This is a genomic window from Marinobacter sp. NP-4(2019) (assembly GCF_003994855.1).
GTDB lineage: Bacteria > Pseudomonadota > Gammaproteobacteria > Pseudomonadales > Oleiphilaceae > Marinobacter.
The window spans coordinates 4,174,213-4,192,748 of record NZ_CP034142.1 but is presented as its reverse complement, the minus strand read 5'-3'; the positions used below and the strand labels follow the sequence as shown (position 1 = coordinate 4,192,748).

General features: G+C 56.2%; 12 protein-coding genes. All 12 read left to right on the top strand.

Annotated elements, in window-relative coordinates; translation table 11 throughout:
• Positions 1-9 precede the first annotated feature (9 nt).
• Positions 10-1,812, top strand: coding sequence for a GMC oxidoreductase (locus EHN06_RS19080; RefSeq protein ID WP_127334061.1), 1,803 nt, complete (start codon positions 10-12; stop codon positions 1,810-1,812).
• The gene (locus EHN06_RS19075; protein ID WP_206075691.1) at positions 1,809-3,128 is read left to right on the top strand and encodes a coniferyl aldehyde dehydrogenase; all 1,320 of its coding nucleotides are present in this window, start codon (positions 1,809-1,811) and stop codon (positions 3,126-3,128) included. The genes EHN06_RS19080 and EHN06_RS19075 overlap by 4 nt, the downstream gene beginning before the upstream one ends.
• The gene (locus EHN06_RS21635; protein WP_265936901.1) at positions 3,125-3,259 is read left to right on the top strand and encodes a hypothetical protein; all 135 of its coding nucleotides are present in this window, start codon (positions 3,125-3,127) and stop codon (positions 3,257-3,259) included. Before EHN06_RS19075 ends, EHN06_RS21635 begins: the two co-directional genes overlap by 4 nt.
• 47 nt (positions 3,260-3,306) lie before the next feature.
• Positions 3,307-5,010 (top strand): methyl-accepting chemotaxis protein, encoded by a 1,704-nt coding sequence (locus EHN06_RS19070; protein WP_164735632.1) that lies wholly within the window; start codon positions 3,307-3,309, stop codon positions 5,008-5,010.
• 110 nt (positions 5,011-5,120) lie between these two features.
• A complete protein-coding gene (locus EHN06_RS19065) occupies positions 5,121-7,109 on the top strand; it encodes an alkyl/aryl-sulfatase (RefSeq protein ID WP_228257357.1) in 1,989 nt (662 codons plus the stop codon).
• Between the two features lie 91 nt (positions 7,110-7,200).
• Positions 7,201-8,226 (top strand): DUF1254 domain-containing protein, encoded by a 1,026-nt coding sequence (locus EHN06_RS19060; protein ID WP_206075690.1) that lies wholly within the window; start codon positions 7,201-7,203, stop codon positions 8,224-8,226.
• Between the two features lie 50 nt (positions 8,227-8,276).
• Positions 8,277-9,266 (top strand): DUF1254 domain-containing protein, encoded by a 990-nt coding sequence (locus tag EHN06_RS19055; RefSeq protein WP_206075689.1) that lies wholly within the window; start codon positions 8,277-8,279, stop codon positions 9,264-9,266.
• A gap of 85 nt (positions 9,267-9,351) precedes the next feature.
• Positions 9,352-12,063, top strand: a complete 2,712-nt coding sequence (locus tag EHN06_RS19050) for a LuxR C-terminal-related transcriptional regulator (RefSeq protein ID WP_127334058.1) — start codon at positions 9,352-9,354, stop codon at positions 12,061-12,063.
• A gap of 192 nt (positions 12,064-12,255) precedes the next feature.
• The gene (locus EHN06_RS19045; protein ID WP_127334057.1) at positions 12,256-14,061 is read left to right on the top strand and encodes an acyl-CoA dehydrogenase; all 1,806 of its coding nucleotides are present in this window, start codon (positions 12,256-12,258) and stop codon (positions 14,059-14,061) included.
• A gap of 52 nt (positions 14,062-14,113) precedes the next feature.
• A complete protein-coding gene (locus EHN06_RS19040; protein ID WP_127334056.1) occupies positions 14,114-16,231 on the top strand; it encodes a 3-hydroxyacyl-CoA dehydrogenase NAD-binding domain-containing protein in 2,118 nt (705 codons plus the stop codon).
• A 65-nt stretch (positions 16,232-16,296) separates the two neighbouring features.
• On the top strand, positions 16,297-17,481 hold the full coding sequence (locus EHN06_RS19035; RefSeq protein WP_127334055.1) for an acetyl-CoA C-acyltransferase: 1,185 nt from the start codon (positions 16,297-16,299) through the stop codon (positions 17,479-17,481).
• Between the two features lie 240 nt (positions 17,482-17,721).
• Entirely contained in the window at positions 17,722-18,498 is a 777-nt protein-coding gene (locus EHN06_RS19030) for a lipase family alpha/beta hydrolase (RefSeq protein ID WP_127334054.1), read from the top strand.
• The last annotated feature ends 38 nt before the right edge of the window (positions 18,499-18,536 follow it).

The window sequence follows — 18,536 nt, the reverse complement described above, 5'->3', positions numbered from 1 at the left end:
GTATTTCCGATGGCGGACCAATTCGACTACGACCAGATTATTATCGGATCCGGTTTTGGGGGCTCCTGCAGTGCCTTACGTCTCAGCGAGAAGGGGCACCGTGTCCTGGTGCTCGAAAAAGGGCTGCGTTGGGAGGACAAGGATTTCTCTGACAATTCCTGGAATTTAAAGAAGCTGCTCTGGGCACCCGGGCTTGGCCTGAAAGGCAACATGCAGCTCAGCGTGACCAACAAGATCACTGCCGTGCATGGCGTGGGCGTGGGCGGTGGCTCCCTGGTCTATGCCAATATTCACCTGATTCCCAAGGACGAGGTGTTCACCTCGGGGCCCTGGGTCAAGGTGCATGACGACTGGAAGGACCGCCTGATGCCGTTCTACGGCCTGGCCCAGCGCATGATCGGGGTGACCAAGAGCCATTACGAGAATGCGGCTGACGAGGCACTCAAGGAAACAGCCAGGCGTATGGGGCGTGAGGACACCTACCAGACAGTCAACACGGGAATCCTGTTCCCGGAGAACCTGGATGATGCCAGCGGTGCCGACCGTGGCGACCCCTACTTTGAAGGGAGCGGTCCCCAGCGTAACAGTTGCCGCTACTGCGGTGGCTGCATGATGGGTTGTCGTCACAATGCCAAGAACACCCTGGTCAAGAACTACCTGTGGTTTGCTGAACGCAACGGCGTGGAGATCCGTGCTGAAAGCGAGGTGACACGCATCGAGCCACTGCCGGGGGCAGACGGCAAGCGGGATGGCAGTGCTGGCTACGAGCTTACCATCCAGACCTCCACTGCCCGCGTGTTCAAAAAGCCGTACAAACTGCGCTGCCGGGGTGTTGTGGTCTCGGCGGGTGTATTCGGCACCATCCCCTTGCTGCTCAAGGCAAAGGAGGTGGATAAAACCTTGCCGAATATCTCCAACGAACTGGGGCGTCAGGTGCGAACCAACTCGGAAACCCTGATTACCAACACCGGCCGGTTCCCCGATGCCGAGGGTAATCCCCAGGAAATCTGCCATGGACCCAGCATCACTTCCATGTTCGATCCCGACGATGAGACCCGTATCGAGGTGACCCGCTTTGCTCGATACGGTGATGCCAACTTCCTCACCCAGAGCGCGGTACCGCTGGTTGATGCGGCAGGGGGAATCCCGCGGCCGGTACGCATGTTGATCAACATGATTCGTCATCCCGTCAAGACGTTCCGCATGCTTAACCCGGTCGGCAAGTCCCGTAACAGCATCATGTTCCTGGTGATGCAGACCCGGGACACCTTCGTGCACATACGCACCAAGCGACCCTGGTATCGGTTGTTTCGCTCCACCTGGTCGGTTTACCAGGATAAGGACGACAATGCGCTGTCGATCTATTTCCCCCTCGCCCACAAGGCGGCGCGGCACTATGTTGACGCCGCCGGGGGCGGGCAATCCGGCAACATCGCCACGGAAGTGCTCAGCGGGGCGCCGACCACGGCTCACCTTATGGGCGGGGTGGCCATCGGCAAGGGACCGGAAGACGGCGTCGTGGATGACACCGGGAAGGTGTTTGGCTATCACAACCTGCGGGTCATTGATGGCTCGTTGATCCCGGGCAACCTCGGCGTTAACCCATCGCTCACCATTCTCGCGCTCAGTGAATACGCATGGTCGAGGGAGCCGGTATTCAACGCCGAAAGAGCGGCTGCGATTAAACCGATCCATTTCTCGTCACCCTTGCCTGGCCAGTGTTCACACCTGACAGGTACCGGCGATCTGCACAAGGTCATCGTCACCGACCGGACGGCTGCCGACCCAATGACTCAAGGAGTTGATGCATGAATGCTCCCATCCACAATCCAACCTCCAACACTGCTGACGGACTGCACGATCAACTGATGTGTCAGCGTGAGGCTTATCTTTCAAATCCGGTGCCTGATTACCGCTCCCGTGTCAGAGATCTCCAGTCTCTGGCACGTATGCTGAAAGATCACCGGGAGGAGATTCTGCAGGCAATCAGTGACGACTTCGGAAACCGTTCCCGGCATGAGACCCTGCTCTGTGAATACACGATGGTGCTGGGTGATATCCAGCACACCCTAAAAAAACTCAAGCGCTGGATGAAGCCCCAGCGCCGGGGCGTTGACCTGAATCTGTATGCCGGTGCCAGGAACCGCGTCGTTCCACAGCCGCTGGGAGTGGTCGGGGTAATCGTGCCGTGGAATTTTCCGCTCAATCTCAGCCTGGCGCCGCTGGTCAGCATTTTCGCTGCGGGCAACCGCGCCATGGTTAAGATGTCAGATCGCTCAAGCCGCCTGGCGGCGCTATTTGAGAGGGTCAGTAGTGACTACTTCCCCAAGGAGAAGCTGGTCTTTATCCGGGATGACGACGCAACCCTGGGGCCTGAATTCTCTGCATTGCCCTTCAATCATTTGTTGTTTACCGGATCTACAGAAACGGGACGGAAAGTGATGGTTAATGCCGCCCGGAACCTGACGCCAGTAACGTTGGAACTGGGAGGCAAGTCTCCGGCCATCGTGGGTGATGATTTCCCCCTCCAGACCGCCGCCGAACGCCTGTTGCAATGGAAACTGCTCAACGCCGGCCAGATCTGCGTGACCGTGGATTACCTGTTTCTGCCGAACGACAAGGTTGAGCCCTTTGTCGAACATGCCAAGGCCATTGTCGCCAGCCGTTATCCGGATCTGGACAGCGTGGACTACACCTCGATCATTGACGATGCCTCCTACCAGCGGCTTTGGGAAACCCTCGAAGATGCACGCGCCAAGGGCGCCCGGGTGATCCCGCTGAGTACCAGCAGTGGCAACGAGAAACTGCGGAAGTTCCCGCCGCATATTCTGTTGAATGTAACCGACGACATGCTGGTGATGCGACGGGAGATATTTGGCCCCTTGCTGCCGATTAAGACATACCAGTCCCCCCAGGAAGTGATTGACTACGTCGGCCGTCGCCCGAGTCCACTGGCCCTTTACCCTTTCACCAATGATTCGCGCCTGCGTGATTTGTTGATCGAACGTCTGCCCTCCGGTGGTGTGTCGGTGAACCAGTGCCTGCTGCACGTCGGGCAACACGACCTGCCATTCGGGGAGTGGGAGACAGTGGAATGGGGCATTACCACGGTCGCGATGGGTTTATGAACTTCTCCAAGTTGCGTCCGATCCATCACCAGGCGCCGTTCAATACCATGTCGTTACTGGCACCGCCTTACAAGGCACGGGCTAATCGCATTCTGAACCTGATGCAGTGGCTTTATCGTCGGCTCGGGTGAGCGACGAAAGATAAGATGAAGCACTAACAATAAAGAGAAATATGCTGATGCCTCAATCATCCAATATTGTCCAGCGCATCAACCGGTCGAGGGCCGGAGCGTTAGTGAAGGGCGTATTCGAGAAAATTGGCTTTTTTGATTTGTCGGTGAAGATCAAGCTGATCATAGGATTTGGCTTGATTCTGGCGCTAATGGCTTTGCTGATTGCCAATGGGCACGTCAAAAAGGCCATAGTCTCGGAGCATTTGTTGAAGGCTGAAGAATATGACCGGGTGGCTCAGTCTGTTCAGTCAGCCATAATCGCAGAAAAAGAATTCTCTCTGGGGCGTGACAAAGAAAAACAAGAGGAGTTTTTCCGGCACCTGTCCGAGGCGACTTCTGTCATTGAGGTTCTGATTGATAAATATGGAAGGGATAACGAATTCTATTCTACAGGAGAGCTCCACGACCTGGTTTCAGATTATAAGCGTAGTTTCCAGGCCTATGTTGAGTCTATTGGCAATCGTGAAACCCTGAGTAGTTCCTCGATTCTGCCATCGGAAGATCTCGAAATTGGACGTGTGCAAGGTGATAAGCAGGCAGAAATATATCTAAACACTATGTCTAAAGCCTCTCGGCGCTCCATTGCATTGTCGCGTGAAATAAGTAATCACGAAAAAAGCCAGGGCAATGACATGAGAGACAGGATGGAGTTTGAAGCCATCGTCGGCAGCGTTGGTGCATTGGGTTTTTCCATTCTGGCAGCCTGGGGAATTAATTACTCCATTGTTCCGCCCATTCGCGCAGCGCAGGCCTTTGCCGAAAGAGTGGCTGCGGGTGACTTGACTGAATCCATCTCCTATTCATCCAAAGACGAGATTGGCCAGTTGATTAACTCACTGTCCAACATGACCGTCGGACTCCGCAATATAATTCAGAGCCTGCAATCCTATTCGGACCAGGTGGCATCTTCTTCAGAGCAACTTACCGTGATCACGGAACAAACCCAGTCGGGCGTTAATTCGCAGAAACTGGAAATAGATCAGATGGCCACAGCCCTTCAGGAGATGGCTTCCACAATAAACGAAGTTGCCCAGGCAGCAGAAACAGCGTCCGGCGCTTCCCAGGATGCCAATAAAGCCTCGCATCAGGGCTACCACCTGGTAGCCCGGAACAGAGACGTAATTTCTCAATTGGCCTCGGAAGTTGGTGAATCCTCGGTACAGATTGAGGCAGTCAATGAAGAGTCTGAATCAGTGTCCAGGGTTGTGGAAGTCATCAAGTCAATTGCTGACCAGACAAACCTCCTTGCACTAAATGCTGCAATAGAGGCTGCTCGTGCTGGAGAGCACGGTCGTGGTTTCTCCGTGGTTGCTGACGAAGTTCGTGGCCTTTCGAAAAGAACCCAGGAATCTACGGAAGTCATAGAGAAGATCATTGTCGCTCTGCAGGATAAAGCCAGACTGGCCGTTGAGTCCATGCAGAGCAATGCGGTCTCGGCCACATCCAGTGTGGCTCAGAGCGAGGATGCCAGCAACGCATTACGACAAATCTCCGAAGCCGTTGACCGTCTGTCCGACATGAATTTGCAGATCGCCTCGGCGGCGACTGAACAAAGCGCTGCCTCTGAAGAAATCAGCAGAAGTGTTGCCCGGATAAGCCATATTGCAGAGGAAACCGCGACCGGGGCGAGGGAAACGCTCTCGGCGAGCCTGAGCCTGGCCTCTTTAAGCCAGGAATTGCGGCAGGTAACAGACAGGTTTCAGGTTTGAGGTTTGTTTTGGATGGCAAACCGTTTTGTTAGCTCAACACCACGAACACAGAGTTCCAGATCCAACACATGAAATTGATGAATGCATCAATGTATTCAAGGAGTAGTTCGATGACCCCCAAACGATTCCTGGAGTTCAAGACCAAAAGATGGTTAATGCCGACCATGGCTTGCCTGTTGGCCTCCACGGCCTACGCAACCGATCCAAAACCCGCAACCGAAACGACCCGGAACGCCAACGCGGCGGTACTCAAGGAGCTGCCATTTGATGACCGGCGCGACTTCGAGGCTACTGACCGGGGTTTCATTGCGCCACTTCCCAATGAGGGCGTGATCAAGACCGACGAGGGCGGCCCGGTGTGGGATCTTTCCTCCTATCAGTTTGCCAAGGGAAAGGAGGCTCCGGACACCGTCAACCCCAGTCTCTGGCGCCAGATGCAGTTGCTGTCCAAGGGCGGTCTGTATGAAGTCATACCGGGTATCTATCAGGTCCAGGGCGTTGATCTTTCCACGATTACCTTCATCGAAGGGGACACCGGCATCATCGTGGTCGATCCTTGCATCACCAGAGAGACCGCAAAGGTAGCGCTTGACCTCTATCGTGAACATCGCGGCGACAAACCGGTGGTGGCGGTGATTTATACACACAGCCATATCGACCATTTTGGCGGGGTCCGCGGCGTGGTGGACGAGGCAGATGTCCGGTCCGGCAAGGTCCGGATCATAGCACCTGAGCATTTCGTGGAAGAAGCGCTCAGTGAAAACGTGTTTGCCGGCAACCACATGAGTCGCCGCGCCAGCTACATGTACGGCGTGCTGTTGCCCCAGGGACCGCAGGGTGCTGTGAGCACCGGCCTGGGTCTGGGTATTTCCACCGGAGAATCGACTCTGATCAATCCTACCGACTACGTCACCGATACCGGCCAGACCATGGAAATCGATGGACTGGACTTCGAGTTTCTGATGGCACCCGGTAGTGAGGCGCCGGCCGAGATGCATTTTTACATTCCGGAGCTCAAAGCGCTGACCGCAGCGGAAAATGCCTCCCATACCATGCATAACCTCTACACACTGCGAGGCGCCAAGGCACGGGATGCCAAAGCCTGGTCGGGCTATCTGCATGAAACTATCGAGCGCTGGGGTGATGAGGCCGAGGTGCTTTTTGCGCCGCACCATTGGCCGACCTGGGGTAACGACCAGGTATTGGAAATGCTCAAGAAGCAACGGGATATGTACAAGTACCTGAACGATCAGACCCTGCGCCTGGCCAACCACGGTTACAACATGGTGGAAGCGGCGGAAATGATCGAGCTACCAGATGAGCTGGCCCATTTCTGGCCGAACCGTGGCTACTACGGTTCCGTCAGCCACAACGTCAAGGCGGTCTGGAACTACTACCTCGGTTGGTTTGACGGCAACCCGTCCCGCTTGAATCCGCTACCGCCAGTGGACGCGGGGGAGAAATTCGTGGAGTACATGGGGGGCGCTGCCAATGTGATCGAAATGGCGCGCAAAGACTTTGAAGAGGGCAACTATCGCTGGGTCGCCCAGGTGCTGGACAAGGTGGTCATGGCGGACCCTGAGAACCAGGAAGCCAAGGCGCTTCTGGCAGATGCCTTCGAGCAGATGGGTTATCAGTCGGAAAATGCTCCGTGGCGTAACTTTTACCTGACAGGCGCCCAGGAACTTCGCAACGGCGTGATGAAACCGAACATTTCCAGCACGGCGTCACCGGATATCGTGCGGTCGATGAGTATGGGAATGTTCCTCGATTACATGGCGGTTCAGCTCAATGGTCCGAAGGCTGCAGGCAAGGTTATTCGCATTAACTTCATCCTGCCGGATATTGGGGAAGACTACGGAGTGACGGTTGAGAATGGCGTGCTCAACAGATATGACGACACGTTTGAGAACGCCGATGCCTCACTGACAGTGGATCGCACCAAATTCAACGAGGTGGTCCTGGGTGAATCCGAAATCACTGACTTGTTGGAATCGGGGGAAGCCAGGATCGAAGGCAATGGTGAGAAATTCGCCGAGTTCCTGTCGCTGCTGGACTCTTTCGAACTCTGGTGGCCGATGGTGACGCCGAAAACCTAAGGGCGTATGGCGGTGAGGGGCGCTGCGAGTCAGGCCCCTTCCTGTACCTTCCGGGCTTTGATTGAAAGCATCAGATAGAGGGAAACCTGTAATGACAACGATAAAATTCTCAGGCCTCTGCATTGCGATGTGTGTTGCCATGGCCGCTCATGCGGATGTAAAGCCGGTCACCGTTGAGAATTTTGTTCGGGCGGAGAGCGCCCTTTACTTCGGGGCCGTCGTTAAAGAAGGCGGTTTTGGTCGCTTGAACCATCGCCGAGAGGTTGCCCGACTGGACCAGCAAACGGTCATACGACTTAACCGGGATACGCTGTATTCCGCCATCGTCATCGATCTTGACGCAGCTCCGGCCATCGTGGAAATGCCGGATTCCGGCGATCGGTTTATGTCATTGCAGGTGATCAACGAAGATCACCATACCAAGGCTGTATGGTATGACAAGGGCCGATACCACCTTGCCAGGGAAGATGTCGGGACGCGGTATGTCATGATCGTGGCCAGGACGTTTGTAAACCCCGGGGATCCGCGCGATCTTGAACAGGCGCATACCGTTCAGGATGCGTTGCGAGTAGAACAGTCCGAAGTGGGAACGTTTGAAGTTCCTGACTGGGACCCCGCCAGTCAGAAGCGAGTGCGGGATGCACTCCTGACACTGGCATCCACTTTGCCGAACACCAACGGCATGTTTGGCGATGAGCACGAGGTCGATCCGGTACGACATCTGATCGGAGCGGCATTCGGGTGGGGTGGCCAGCCGGAGTCCGAGGCTACCTATCTTAATGTCACACCACCAGCGAATGATGGCGAGACTATCTACCGTATGACCGTGGCCGAGGTGCCTGTGGATGGCTTCTGGTCGATCAGTGTCTATAACGCTGAAGGGTATTTCGAGCCGAATGAGCTCAATGCCAACACGTTGAATAATGTGACGGCCGAGAAAAACGCTGACGGAACGATCCTTGTTCAGTTCGGAGGCTGTCAGGCTGAAACACCGAACTGTCTTCCGATTACCGAGGGCTGGAACTATATGGTCAGGCTTTACCAGCCTGACGACTCGATTCTGGATGGCTCCTGGTCGTTCCCGGTTGCCGAGCCATTGCCTGAGGGAAACTTATGAACCACCGAAAGTTTTGCTACGCCATTTCTGCAGCGGTTTTGGTTTGCACTTTGACGATTCCTTCTGCCTTCTCCAGTGAACAGGCGAAGCGGGCGGTTAATGTCGACAATTTCAAGCGAGCGGAGAGCGATCTCTATTTTGCCAAGTTTGTTGCGGACGGTGCGTTTGGCCAGTTCACGCATGTGCGAGAACCAACCTCCATTGATAAGCAGGATGTTATCCGGATGAACCGGGATACCCTGTACTCTTTTGCGGTGATTGATCTGGGCGCCGGACCGGTAACGGTCACAATGCCGGAAGCAGGCGAGCGGTTCATGAGTCTGCAGGTGATCAACCAGGATCATTACACGGTTAATGTGAGTTATGGGGGCGGCAAGCATACCGTGACTCCCGACATGGTGGGTACGCGATATGCCATGTTATTGGTCAGGACATTCGTTGATCCCGGAAACGAGAATGACCTGCAGGAAGTGAATTCGTTACAGGACGCCATGACCATTGATCAGGACGAGTCCTCCGAATTTGAAATCCCGCGATGGGATGTGGAGCAGACCGGTCGCATACGCAAAATACTGAATGATCTTGCGAGTGCAAACCGGGGGATAGGGTCTTCCCGAATGTTTGGCACGGAGGAGACAGTAGATCCGGTCTACCATTTAATGGGAACAGCCGCGGGTTGGGGTGGAAACCCTAAAGAGGATGCATACTACGAGGGTGGAGCTCCAGCTGAAAGCTCAGGCGTTTACACCATGACCATACAGGATGTGCCGGTTGATGGATTCTGGTCGGTGAGCGTCTACAACGCACAGGGTTATTTTGAAAGGAATGATCTGAACCGATATTCCATCAACAGTGTCACTGCGAAAAAAGAAGTGGATGGTTCAGTGATAGTTCAGTTTGGTGGGTGTGAGGACTCAAATCCGAATTGCATTCCTACCACTGAAGGCTGGAATTATGTCGTCAGGCTCTACCAGCCACACAAAGAAATTCTAACCGGTGAATGGACGTTTCCAAAGCTGGTTCCGGCAGAGGCTCCGTAATTCAATGAGCACGGTCGGGGTTACCTGAACGTGCATTGCCAGTATTATTGCTGGAACCGTTGAATCACACAGGTTTGGTTGCCACATGCCCGCTTTCCCTGTTGTTGAAGTCCGATCGATGCCACCGGCCCTGAGGGGCTGGGAGATTGAGCGACCGCGGCTGATGGCCAGTCTTTCAGGACCTGTGGTTCCGAGGGTGCTGAAGGTTACGGCAGCGGCGGGTTATGGCAAGACGGTCCTGTTGGCTCAGCTGGCGCAACGCGCTGACAGTGCGAATGCCTGGGTTACCCTGGAGAACAGGGACAACAACCCGAACCGGCTTCTGGCCCAACTCCTGATCGCCTTTGAGTTCGCCGGTGTCCTGGGCGTCGATGTGGTCGCAAAGGCCCTGGAAAAATTACCAACGGATTCCGAATCGGCCTGGACGGATCTGGTCAATGGCGTACGGCGTTTCAGCCGCCCGATCCGGCTACACCTCGACAATCTTGAACGACTCAAGGCTGGCCTGGCCTTAAAACATCTGCAGCGTTTGCTGGACCATGCTCCTGTCAACCTGAGCTTTGTGTTGTCTGGTCGCAGTCAGCCCCCGCTCGGCGTAAGCCGATGGCGATTGCGCGGTGAGCTTGCCGTCGTGGATGAAAGGGAGCTGGCCATGACGGCTGAGGAAATTGGAACTATGTGTTCCGGTGTTTCCCTCAATCTTAGTGAGGTGTTTCAACTGGAAGCAGCGACCGGAGGTTGGGCCGCGGCCATACGGTTATGGCTGGTTGCCTGGCAGGACAGCCAGGGATTGTCAGGGGGGAGGTCACTGTTCGATCCGGTTGTAACTGATCAGGCGCAGCGGTATCTGGGCGAATTCCTGGAAGACGAAGTCTTCAACCATTTGCCAGCCAGGCTGTACCAGTTTCTCCGTGATACCTGCGTCGTGAACAGCTTCAATGAGGAGCTGGCGGGGTTGCTGAGCGGGCAGAATTCGGTGTCCGGTATTCTGGGCCGGTTGCAGCGTGAGCATCTGTTTGTCTATACAGAGCCGCACCAGGAAGGATGGTTTCGTTACCATCCGATGTTTCGTCAGACCATGGCAAGGATTCGTGAGCGGGACGATCCCGACGGCACGAAAGTCTTGCACGAGAAGGCTGGTGATTGGTTGCTGGCGCAAGGGCATTATGGCGAGGGGCTCTACCAGTATGCCCGTAACCAGAGCTTTTCAATGTTGTTGTCGGTGGTGGAAAAACACACCTTCGACCTGTTAAGGGAAGGACAGGTCAACGAAATTGTTGGCTCACTGGCAAAGATTCCCAGTCAGTTGGGGAGCGATCATTTTGCCCTGGCCATTACCGAGGCATCGGTCGCCCATGTGTCCCGTGATATCAATCGGATCAAGGTCTCTATCCATCGATTGGCTCCCCTGCTCCGCAAGGCTTCACCGTACACTGACCTGAAACGGGTTGAGCAGACCATCACCTATCTGAGAAGTCAGATCGCCTATCTTGGCGGTAATCCGAGACACGGACTTCGTCTGTGCAGTGAGGCCCTTGCCAAACTTGACCCCTCGACCCCCTCGCACGCTGCCGAATCGGTGATCCGGTTTCATAAGGCCAATTGCCATCACGCCCTGGGGCAGTTGAGTTGCGCGTATCTCGATGCCAGCCGGGCGCTGGAGGATCTCAGGCGAACCGGGCTGACCGGTTATATAAACACCCTGGGTTTATTGTTGGGGCAAATTGAACTTCAACAGGGGCGTGTTGCCGAGGCCGAGCAGCGTTTTGAAACCATGACGGCCGCCGCTGACACTCCCCGGGCAACGGCCCACAATTTTTACGATGTCTATTACTACCTGGGTATGGGCATGGTGCGGCGGGATCAGAACAATCTGACGTCGGCGGACACCCTGCTCAACCAGGCGGCAGCCATCGCACTAAGGTTTGAACCGTCCGCGGCCTTGCCGTGGGTGTTCCATCACATGGCGCTGGTGGGGTGGGCCAGGGGGGATAGCACGCGAGCGTTGGAGCTGTGGAAAGAGTGCCAACGGCTTGCCTGGCAGCACCAACACTATGGCATGTATCGGCTGAGCGGCGCCTATCGGGTGCGGTTGGCGCTGAGCCACGGTATTGGAACCGATGATTATGTGGCTCAGTGGCGCCGGGAATGGCAATGGACCGAGCGGCGTTATGGCCCCGACACCTTTCCGGAGGAGCGATTGGCCTGGGCCTGGTGGTGTCATCACCATGGTGAGGTCAAGCTGGCCAGGACATTGTGCGATTCCCTGCTTGATCAATTAGCGGAGGAGGGACAGATTGACCTGATGATTGACGCGTGGCTGTTGAAGGCCAGTATCTTCCGGAGTCAGCAGGACCTCGATCAGGCGGTACAGGCGCTGAATCAGGCAATCACCATGGCTGCGGGGCACCAGTTACCCAGCCTCTTTTTTCGCGAAGGGCGGGAGCTGGTCGACTTAATCAAACAGGCGCTCTCCACGAGGGGACATCACCAGCTGGCGTTGAGCGAATCAGTGGCTCACAGGGAGTTTGTTGAGCAGCAGATTGCCAGGCTTCACGAGTCGCAAGTGAGCCCATCAGTTCCAGACCATTTGTTACCGTTCGAGGCGTTATCACCACGGGAGCACGACGTGTTGAATCTGATGGCAGAGGGAAAATCCAACCAGGAAATTGCCGATACTCTGTTTGTTGGCGTCAGCACCGTCAAGACTCATATCAATAGCATTTTCCGGAAACTGGATGTTTCTACGCGGCAGGACGCCTGTGCCAAGGCCGCCCAGTTCCATTTGATTCGGTAAACGCTGCCCCTTTAAACCGGCTCCACCCCTTCCGGACCCTCATTCCACCCAGATTCCACCCCCCTGGTGGACGCGCGGGTCGCGCCCCTCTGATAAAAATGCGGCATCTGATCATTAACCAGCGCTGATCATCCAGTGTACCTGAATGACAGTGGCGCCACTTACTCAGACCGGACTAAATAGGGCAGGCCCATGACCGATGCATTGTTGAACGAGCGTGATCTCGCTTTCCAGTTGTATGAGGTGCTCAACAGTGAAGCTCTCCTGCAGCGCCCACGATACCGTGAACACAATCGCGAGATATTTGATTCAACCCTGGAAACGGCCCGCAAAATAGCGCAAAAGCATTTCGCGAATCATAACCAGAAGGGCGACGCTAATGAGCCGACGTTTGATGGCAAAAAGGTGCACCTGATACCCGAAACCAAAGAAGCCTGGCAGGCGTTTGCCGAGGCGGGATTTCTGGCGGCCCACCATGACTTCGAAGTGGGGGGGATGCAGTTGCCGGAGGTTGTCCTCAGGGCCTGCATGGCGTATTTCAATGCGGCCAACATTGCCACAACCGGCTACTCATTCCTCAGTATCGGTGTTGGCAACCTGATCAAATCGTTTGCCAGCCAGTCGCTGCAGGAAACCTATTTACCCCCCATGCTTGAAGGCCGCTTCAGCGGCACCATGGCACTGACCGAGCCGGGCCAGGGTTCCGCCCTGGCCGACATCAAGACCACGGCGACCCCGGCGGAGGACGGCCAATACCGGATTCGTGGTCATAAGATGTTCATTTCCGGAGGTGACCACGAGCTCACCGATAACATCGTCCATATGGTTCTGGCCAGGATTCAGGGTGCGCCGGAGGGCGTAAAGGGCATCTCACTGTTCCTCGTGCCCAAATTCCTGGTCAATCAGGACGGCAGTGTTGGCCAACGGAACGACGTGGCCCTGGCTGGCTTGCTCCATAAGATGGGATACCGCAACACCACCTCGACAGTGCTCAACTTCGGTGAGCAGGATGGCGCGGTGGGTTATCTGGTGGGAGAGCCCCATAAAGGGCTGCAGTATATGTTCCAGATGATGAACGAGGCCCGTATCGGCGTGGCTTTGGGGGCATCTGCCCTCGGTTATCAGGGGTTCCTCTATTCCCTGGATTATGCCCGCCAGCGTCCCCAGGGGCGTTTACCCTCCAGCAAGGATCCTTCCAGCAAGCAGGTGCCGATCATTGAACACGCCGATGTCCGACGCATGCTGTTGGCCCAGAAGAGTTATGCCGAGGGTGCACTGGCTCTGAGCCTGTATGCCAGCTCGCTGTTTGAGGATCAGCACACGGCAGATTCTGAAGAGGCCCGAAACCGGGCCGGAACGTTGTTGGACCTGTTGACGCCGATTGTTAAGTCCTGGCCTTCCCGTTATTGCCTGCAGGCCAACGAACTGGCCATTCAGGTTCTGGGCGGATCTGGCTATATCCGTGAGTATCCGGTTGAACAGATGTATCGCGACAACCGCCTCAACCCCATTCATGAAGGAACTGAAGCCATTCACGGACTGGATCTGCTGGGCCGCAAGCTGCCGATGAACAAAGGGGAAGGCTTCCAGATCTTCCGCGAGGAGGTGCAGCGAGTCCTCGACGAGGCGTCGGCATATCCGAAGCTGGGTGGAATGGTCAAGCGGTTGGAGCAGGCCATGGGAACCCTGTCGTTGGTCAATGAGTCGCTGCTGCTGCAATTGGCGCAGGATGTCGACCGCGGACTCGCCAATGCCACCGTCTACCTGGATATGTTCGGCCGGGTGGTCGCCGCCTGGATCTGGCTATGGCAGGCGACGCGTGCGGCAGCGGGCATGAAGATTACCTCTGCCGGTGACGACGACCACAACTTTTACCGAGGAAAAATCCAGGCTGCGGAGTACTACCTGGGCTGGGAATTACCCCAGATTGAATCGCAGGCCACGCTCCTGGCGGAGGGAAATCCGGTTTGTTTCGACATGCAGGACGAATGGTTCTGACCAAAAAGCCACCCATTAATTATTACCCAAGATCAAAATACAGGAACTAACAATGACTGCACGTGTGACTTATCGCATTGACGGTGATATTGCCATCCTGGGTTTGACTCAGCCGCCCGTTAACTCTCTCGGCCAGGCTCTGCGGGCAGAGTTGCAGCAGGCCTATCGTCAGGCACTGTCTGATGATCAGGTGGCAGCCCTGGTGTTGGTGTCGGAGGCGAGGATTTTCTGCGGCGGCGCCGATATCCAGGAGTTCGGCAGCGATCAGGCGTTTGCTTCGCCAGATCTCCCGTCTCTGTTGAACGAACTGGAGGCGTCGCCCAAGCCTGTGGTTGCCGCCATTCACGGCATGGCCCTGGGCGGCGGCCTGGAGTTGGCCCTGGCCTGCGATTACCGGATTGCCGACGTTAAGGCCAGGCTCGGTCTGCCGGAAGTTAACCTGGGATTGATCCCGGGGGCCGGTGGTACCCAGCGGCTGCCCCGCCTGGCCAATGTCAGCCTGGCGCTGGAAATGATTACCTCTGGTCAGCCAATTGCGGCTGAACGGGCGCATGCCTCGGGGTTGTTGGGCCGCCTGAGTCAGGGCGACCTGCTAACTGATGCTCTTGAGTTCACCCGGGAAATCCTGGAGCAGGGGGCTCAGGTTCGCAGTTGTGCGGATATTGAAGTGAACGCCGATGACTTCCCGGCCTCTGGCTTTGATGATTTTCGAGCCTCCATCGCTCGCAAAACCCGCGGATTCTTCGCACCCGAACGTTGTATCCAGGCCATTGAGGCGGCTTGCCGTCTGCCACTGGCTGAGGGGCTGGAGCGTGAGCAGGCCCTATTTAAGGAATGCATGAATACCCCGCAGGCCAGGGCACAGCAACACCTGTTCTTCGCCGAGCGTGAAGCTACCAAGGTGCCCGGTGTGGACTCCGCGACGCCCGCGCGTTCTGTTCGCTCGGTTGCGGTGATTGGTGCCGGAACCATGGGCGGCGGCATTGCCATGAACTTTGCCAATGCCGGCATTCCGGTCAAGCTGCTGGAGCTTAAGCAGGAAGCCCTGGATCATGGGCTGGCCACTATCCGGAAGAACTATGAAATCTCTGCCAAAAAGGGGCGTATGACCGAGACCCAGGTGGAGCAGCGGATGGCCCTGCTGGAAGGAACGCTGAGCTACGAAGACCTGGGCGACGCCGATCTGGTCATTGAAGCCGTGTTTGAAAGCATGGAGGTTAAAAAGGCAGTCTTTTCACGGCTTGATGAGGTGTGCAAGCCAGGCGCAATTCTGGCGTCGAATACCTCTACTCTTGACCTGAACCAGATTGCGTCGTTTACCAAACGCCCCCAGGATGTCATCGGCCTGCATTTCTTCAGCCCTGCCAACGTCATGCGGTTGCTGGAAATTGTACGGGGTGACCAGACTGCCGACGATGTCATTGTTACCGCCTTGCAGGTGGCAAAAGCCATACGCAAGGTGCCGGTGGTGGTCGGCGTCTGCTTTGGTTTCGTTGGCAACCGGATGCTCGAACCCTATGGCCGTGAAGCACACCGGCTCATTCTTGAGGGCGCTACACCGGCGCAGGTGGATAAGGTGCTGACCGGCTTTGGTCTGGCGATGGGGCCCTTGTCGATGTTTGACCTGGCCGGAAACGACGTTGGCTACCTGGTGCGGGAAAGTCGCCGTGAAGCCATCGCCCACGATCCCAGCTATAACCGACTCGGGGACGAACTGTACCGGTTGGGCCGATACGGCCAGAAGACCGGGCGAGGCTTCTACCTTTATCAGGGCCGGGAACAGAACGAAGACCCCGAACTGATTCAGCTAGCCGAAGAGCTCGCCCGTGACCTGGGAATTGAGCGCCGTGAGATATCGGACCAGGAAATTCTCGAGCGCTGCGTGTTCATGTTAATCAACGAAGCGGCCGACATTCTCAGTGAGGGGATCGCCAGTCGTTCAGGAGATTGTGACCTGGTCTGGGTTAACGGCTATGGTTTCCCGGCCTGGCGTGGCGGTCCCATGCAGTATGCCGATGAACTTGGCCTGGTGAATGTGCTTGAAGGCATAGAGAAATATCGCAAAGACCTGGGTGACCACGGCGAGATGTGGTTCCGGCCGTCAAACCTGCTTAAGGAACTGGCCTCTGCAGGCAAGACTTTCCGCAATTTCAGTTCGCAGAATTCCTAACCTATTCGGCAGGACGACCCGAGGCGGGTTGTCCTGCCTTTATGATTGCATCAGGAGATATCGATATGCGTGAAGCCGTGATTGTATCCACCGCCCGGACCCCGATTGGCAAAGCCTACCGGGGAGCCTTCAACAACATCACTTCACCCACCATGGCGGCCCATGCCGTCAGAGCCGCTGTCGAACGGGCCGGGGTAGACCCGAAGGAGGTTGAAGATCTGGTTATGGGAACTGGCATGCAAGGGGGAACGGCCAGCTGGAACCTCGGGCGAATGACGGCGCTGGCTTCCGGTCTGCCTTTGACTGTCAGCGGCCAGACCCTGGACCGTCAGTGCGCCTCTGGCCTGATGGCCATAGCGACCGCTGCCAAGCAAGTCATGGTCGATGGCATGAACGTGGTGATCGGTGCCGGCCAGGAAAATATCAGTGCTGTTCAGAACTATGCGCTGGAATGGTCCTTCAGCGAAATGGACGATCTGGTACTCAAACACGCGCCCGACGCTTATATGCCCATGCTACAGACGGCGGAGATTGTGGCGAAGAAATATCAGGTCAGTCGTGAGGCGCAGGATGAGTATTCCTTGCAGTCCCAGCAACGCACGGCGGCAGCGCAGCAAGCCGGTCTCTTCGATCAGGAAATTGTTCCGGTCACTGCCACCAAGGCTGTGAAGGACCGTGAAACCGGGGAAGTCAGCTATCAGGAAGTCACCCTTGATAAGGACGAGGGCAATCGTCCCCAGACCACACTGGACAGCCTGCAGTCGTTGAATCCGGTTGTCGAAGGTGGATGTATCACGGCCGGCAATGCCAGCCAGCTTTCAGACGGCGCGTCCGCGTGTGTGATTATGGAACGTAGCCTGGCAGAACAGCGGGGCCTGGAACCCCTGGGTGTGTACCGGGGGATCGCGGTGGCCGGGCTTGCACCGGATGAAATGGGCATTGGGCCAGTCTATGCGGTACCGAAGCTTTTGAAACAGCATGGGCTGAGCGTCGATGACATTGGTTTGTGGGAATTGAACGAAGCCTTCGCCTGCCAGGTTCTGTACTGCCGGGACCAGCTGGGTATCGACAACGACCGATTGAACGTCAATGGCGGAGCCATTTCCATCGGCCATCCCTATGGCATGAGCGGCGCCCGGATGGTGGGGCACGCCTTGCTGGAAGGTAAGCGCCGTGGCGTCAGATATGTGGTCGTGACCATGTGTGTGGGTGGCGGTATGGGTGCAGCAGGCCTGTTCGAAGTTTGCTGAACAACAAGCCACTCCAGGCGAGGAATCCGGAGCGCTGGGCTGGCGCCGCATTTGAAAGGGCGTCAAACCCTGTAGCGGTGTAGCTCGAGTCCAGTATCTCCGGTTTTTGGAGGGGTAATTTTTTGTTATCCGGCGCTAATTTTTTTGAACTATTCAGAGGATATCTTCTCCTCTAATCTGCCGTATATACCGAGTCGACTTGCTGATACTCCGATCAATAAAAACAAAGAAGGAGACCTTATGGCTGCATGGTCTGATTACAATCCGCTTGTATTCCGCAGGGAAAAAGAAAAAACACTTCGACCGTCCAGGCTGCTGCTGGCCCTGGAAGGGCGGGCATTACTGGAATTGGCCACGTTGCCTCTGGCCATGCCGTGGCTGTTGCGCCGGGTTCCGCGTGGCGATGGCCATGCGGTTCTGGTGATTCCCGGTTTTCTGGCCAGTGATATCTCCACCGTTCCCCTCAGACGCTTTTTGCGCAATCGTGGCTACCAGGTTCATGGGTGGGAGCAGGGGCGTAACTTCGGCCCTAAAGCGGGCCTTATGGAACAGATGGTTGAGCGTCTGGAGCAACTGCACACGGACACCAACACTAGGGTCAGCCTTATAGGGTGGAGTTTGGGGGGGATCTTCGCGCGGGAAATCGCACGCGCCAAACCACATCTTGTTCGTCAGGTCATCACCATGGGCAGTCCTCTGTACGGCGCGCCTGAAACCAGTACCCACGCTTGGCATCTTTACAAACGTCTGAACCGGTATGGAGATGAAGGGCTGGTGCGTGGAGATAAAGCACCGCCGGTGCCGACCACATCCGTGTTTTCCCGGGGCGATGGCATAGTCGGTTGGGAAGGAAGTGTCGAACGGTGTGGCGCACAAACCGAAAATGTCGAGGTGAATTGCGCCAGTCATCTTGGTCTGGGAGTAAATCCTGTTGTCTGGACTGTACTCGGTGACCGTCTCGCTCAGGGCGAAACCGAATGGACACCGTTCAGAGTGAGGGGGGCGGGTAAGGCCTGAAGGTCACATTGATGGATTCCTTTTTCTCTACTTGCAAC

Bases quoted from the DNA above. Each gene is read 5' to 3' on its own strand.
- EHN06_RS19035 (WP_127334055.1), top strand. From the start codon at position 16,297: ATGCGTGAAGCCGTGATTGTATCCACCGCCCGGACCCCGATTGGCAAA.
- EHN06_RS19070 (WP_164735632.1), top strand. From the start codon at position 3,307: ATGCCTCAATCATCCAATATTGTCCAGCGCATCAACCGGTCGAGGGCC.
- EHN06_RS19075 (WP_206075691.1), top strand. From the start codon at position 1,809: ATGAATGCTCCCATCCACAATCCAACCTCCAACACTGCTGACGGACTG.
- EHN06_RS19030 (WP_127334054.1), top strand. From the start codon at position 17,722: ATGGCTGCATGGTCTGATTACAATCCGCTTGTATTCCGCAGGGAAAAA.
- EHN06_RS21635 (WP_265936901.1), top strand. From the start codon at position 3,125: ATGAACTTCTCCAAGTTGCGTCCGATCCATCACCAGGCGCCGTTCAAT.
- EHN06_RS19040 (WP_127334056.1), top strand. From the start codon at position 14,114: ATGACTGCACGTGTGACTTATCGCATTGACGGTGATATTGCCATCCTG.
- EHN06_RS19065 (WP_228257357.1), top strand. From the start codon at position 5,121: ATGACCCCCAAACGATTCCTGGAGTTCAAGACCAAAAGATGGTTAATG.
- EHN06_RS19080 (WP_127334061.1), top strand. From the start codon at position 10: ATGGCGGACCAATTCGACTACGACCAGATTATTATCGGATCCGGTTTT.
- EHN06_RS19060 (WP_206075690.1), top strand. From the start codon at position 7,201: ATGACAACGATAAAATTCTCAGGCCTCTGCATTGCGATGTGTGTTGCC.
- EHN06_RS19045 (WP_127334057.1), top strand. From the start codon at position 12,256: ATGACCGATGCATTGTTGAACGAGCGTGATCTCGCTTTCCAGTTGTAT.
- EHN06_RS19050 (WP_127334058.1), top strand. From the start codon at position 9,352: ATGCCCGCTTTCCCTGTTGTTGAAGTCCGATCGATGCCACCGGCCCTG.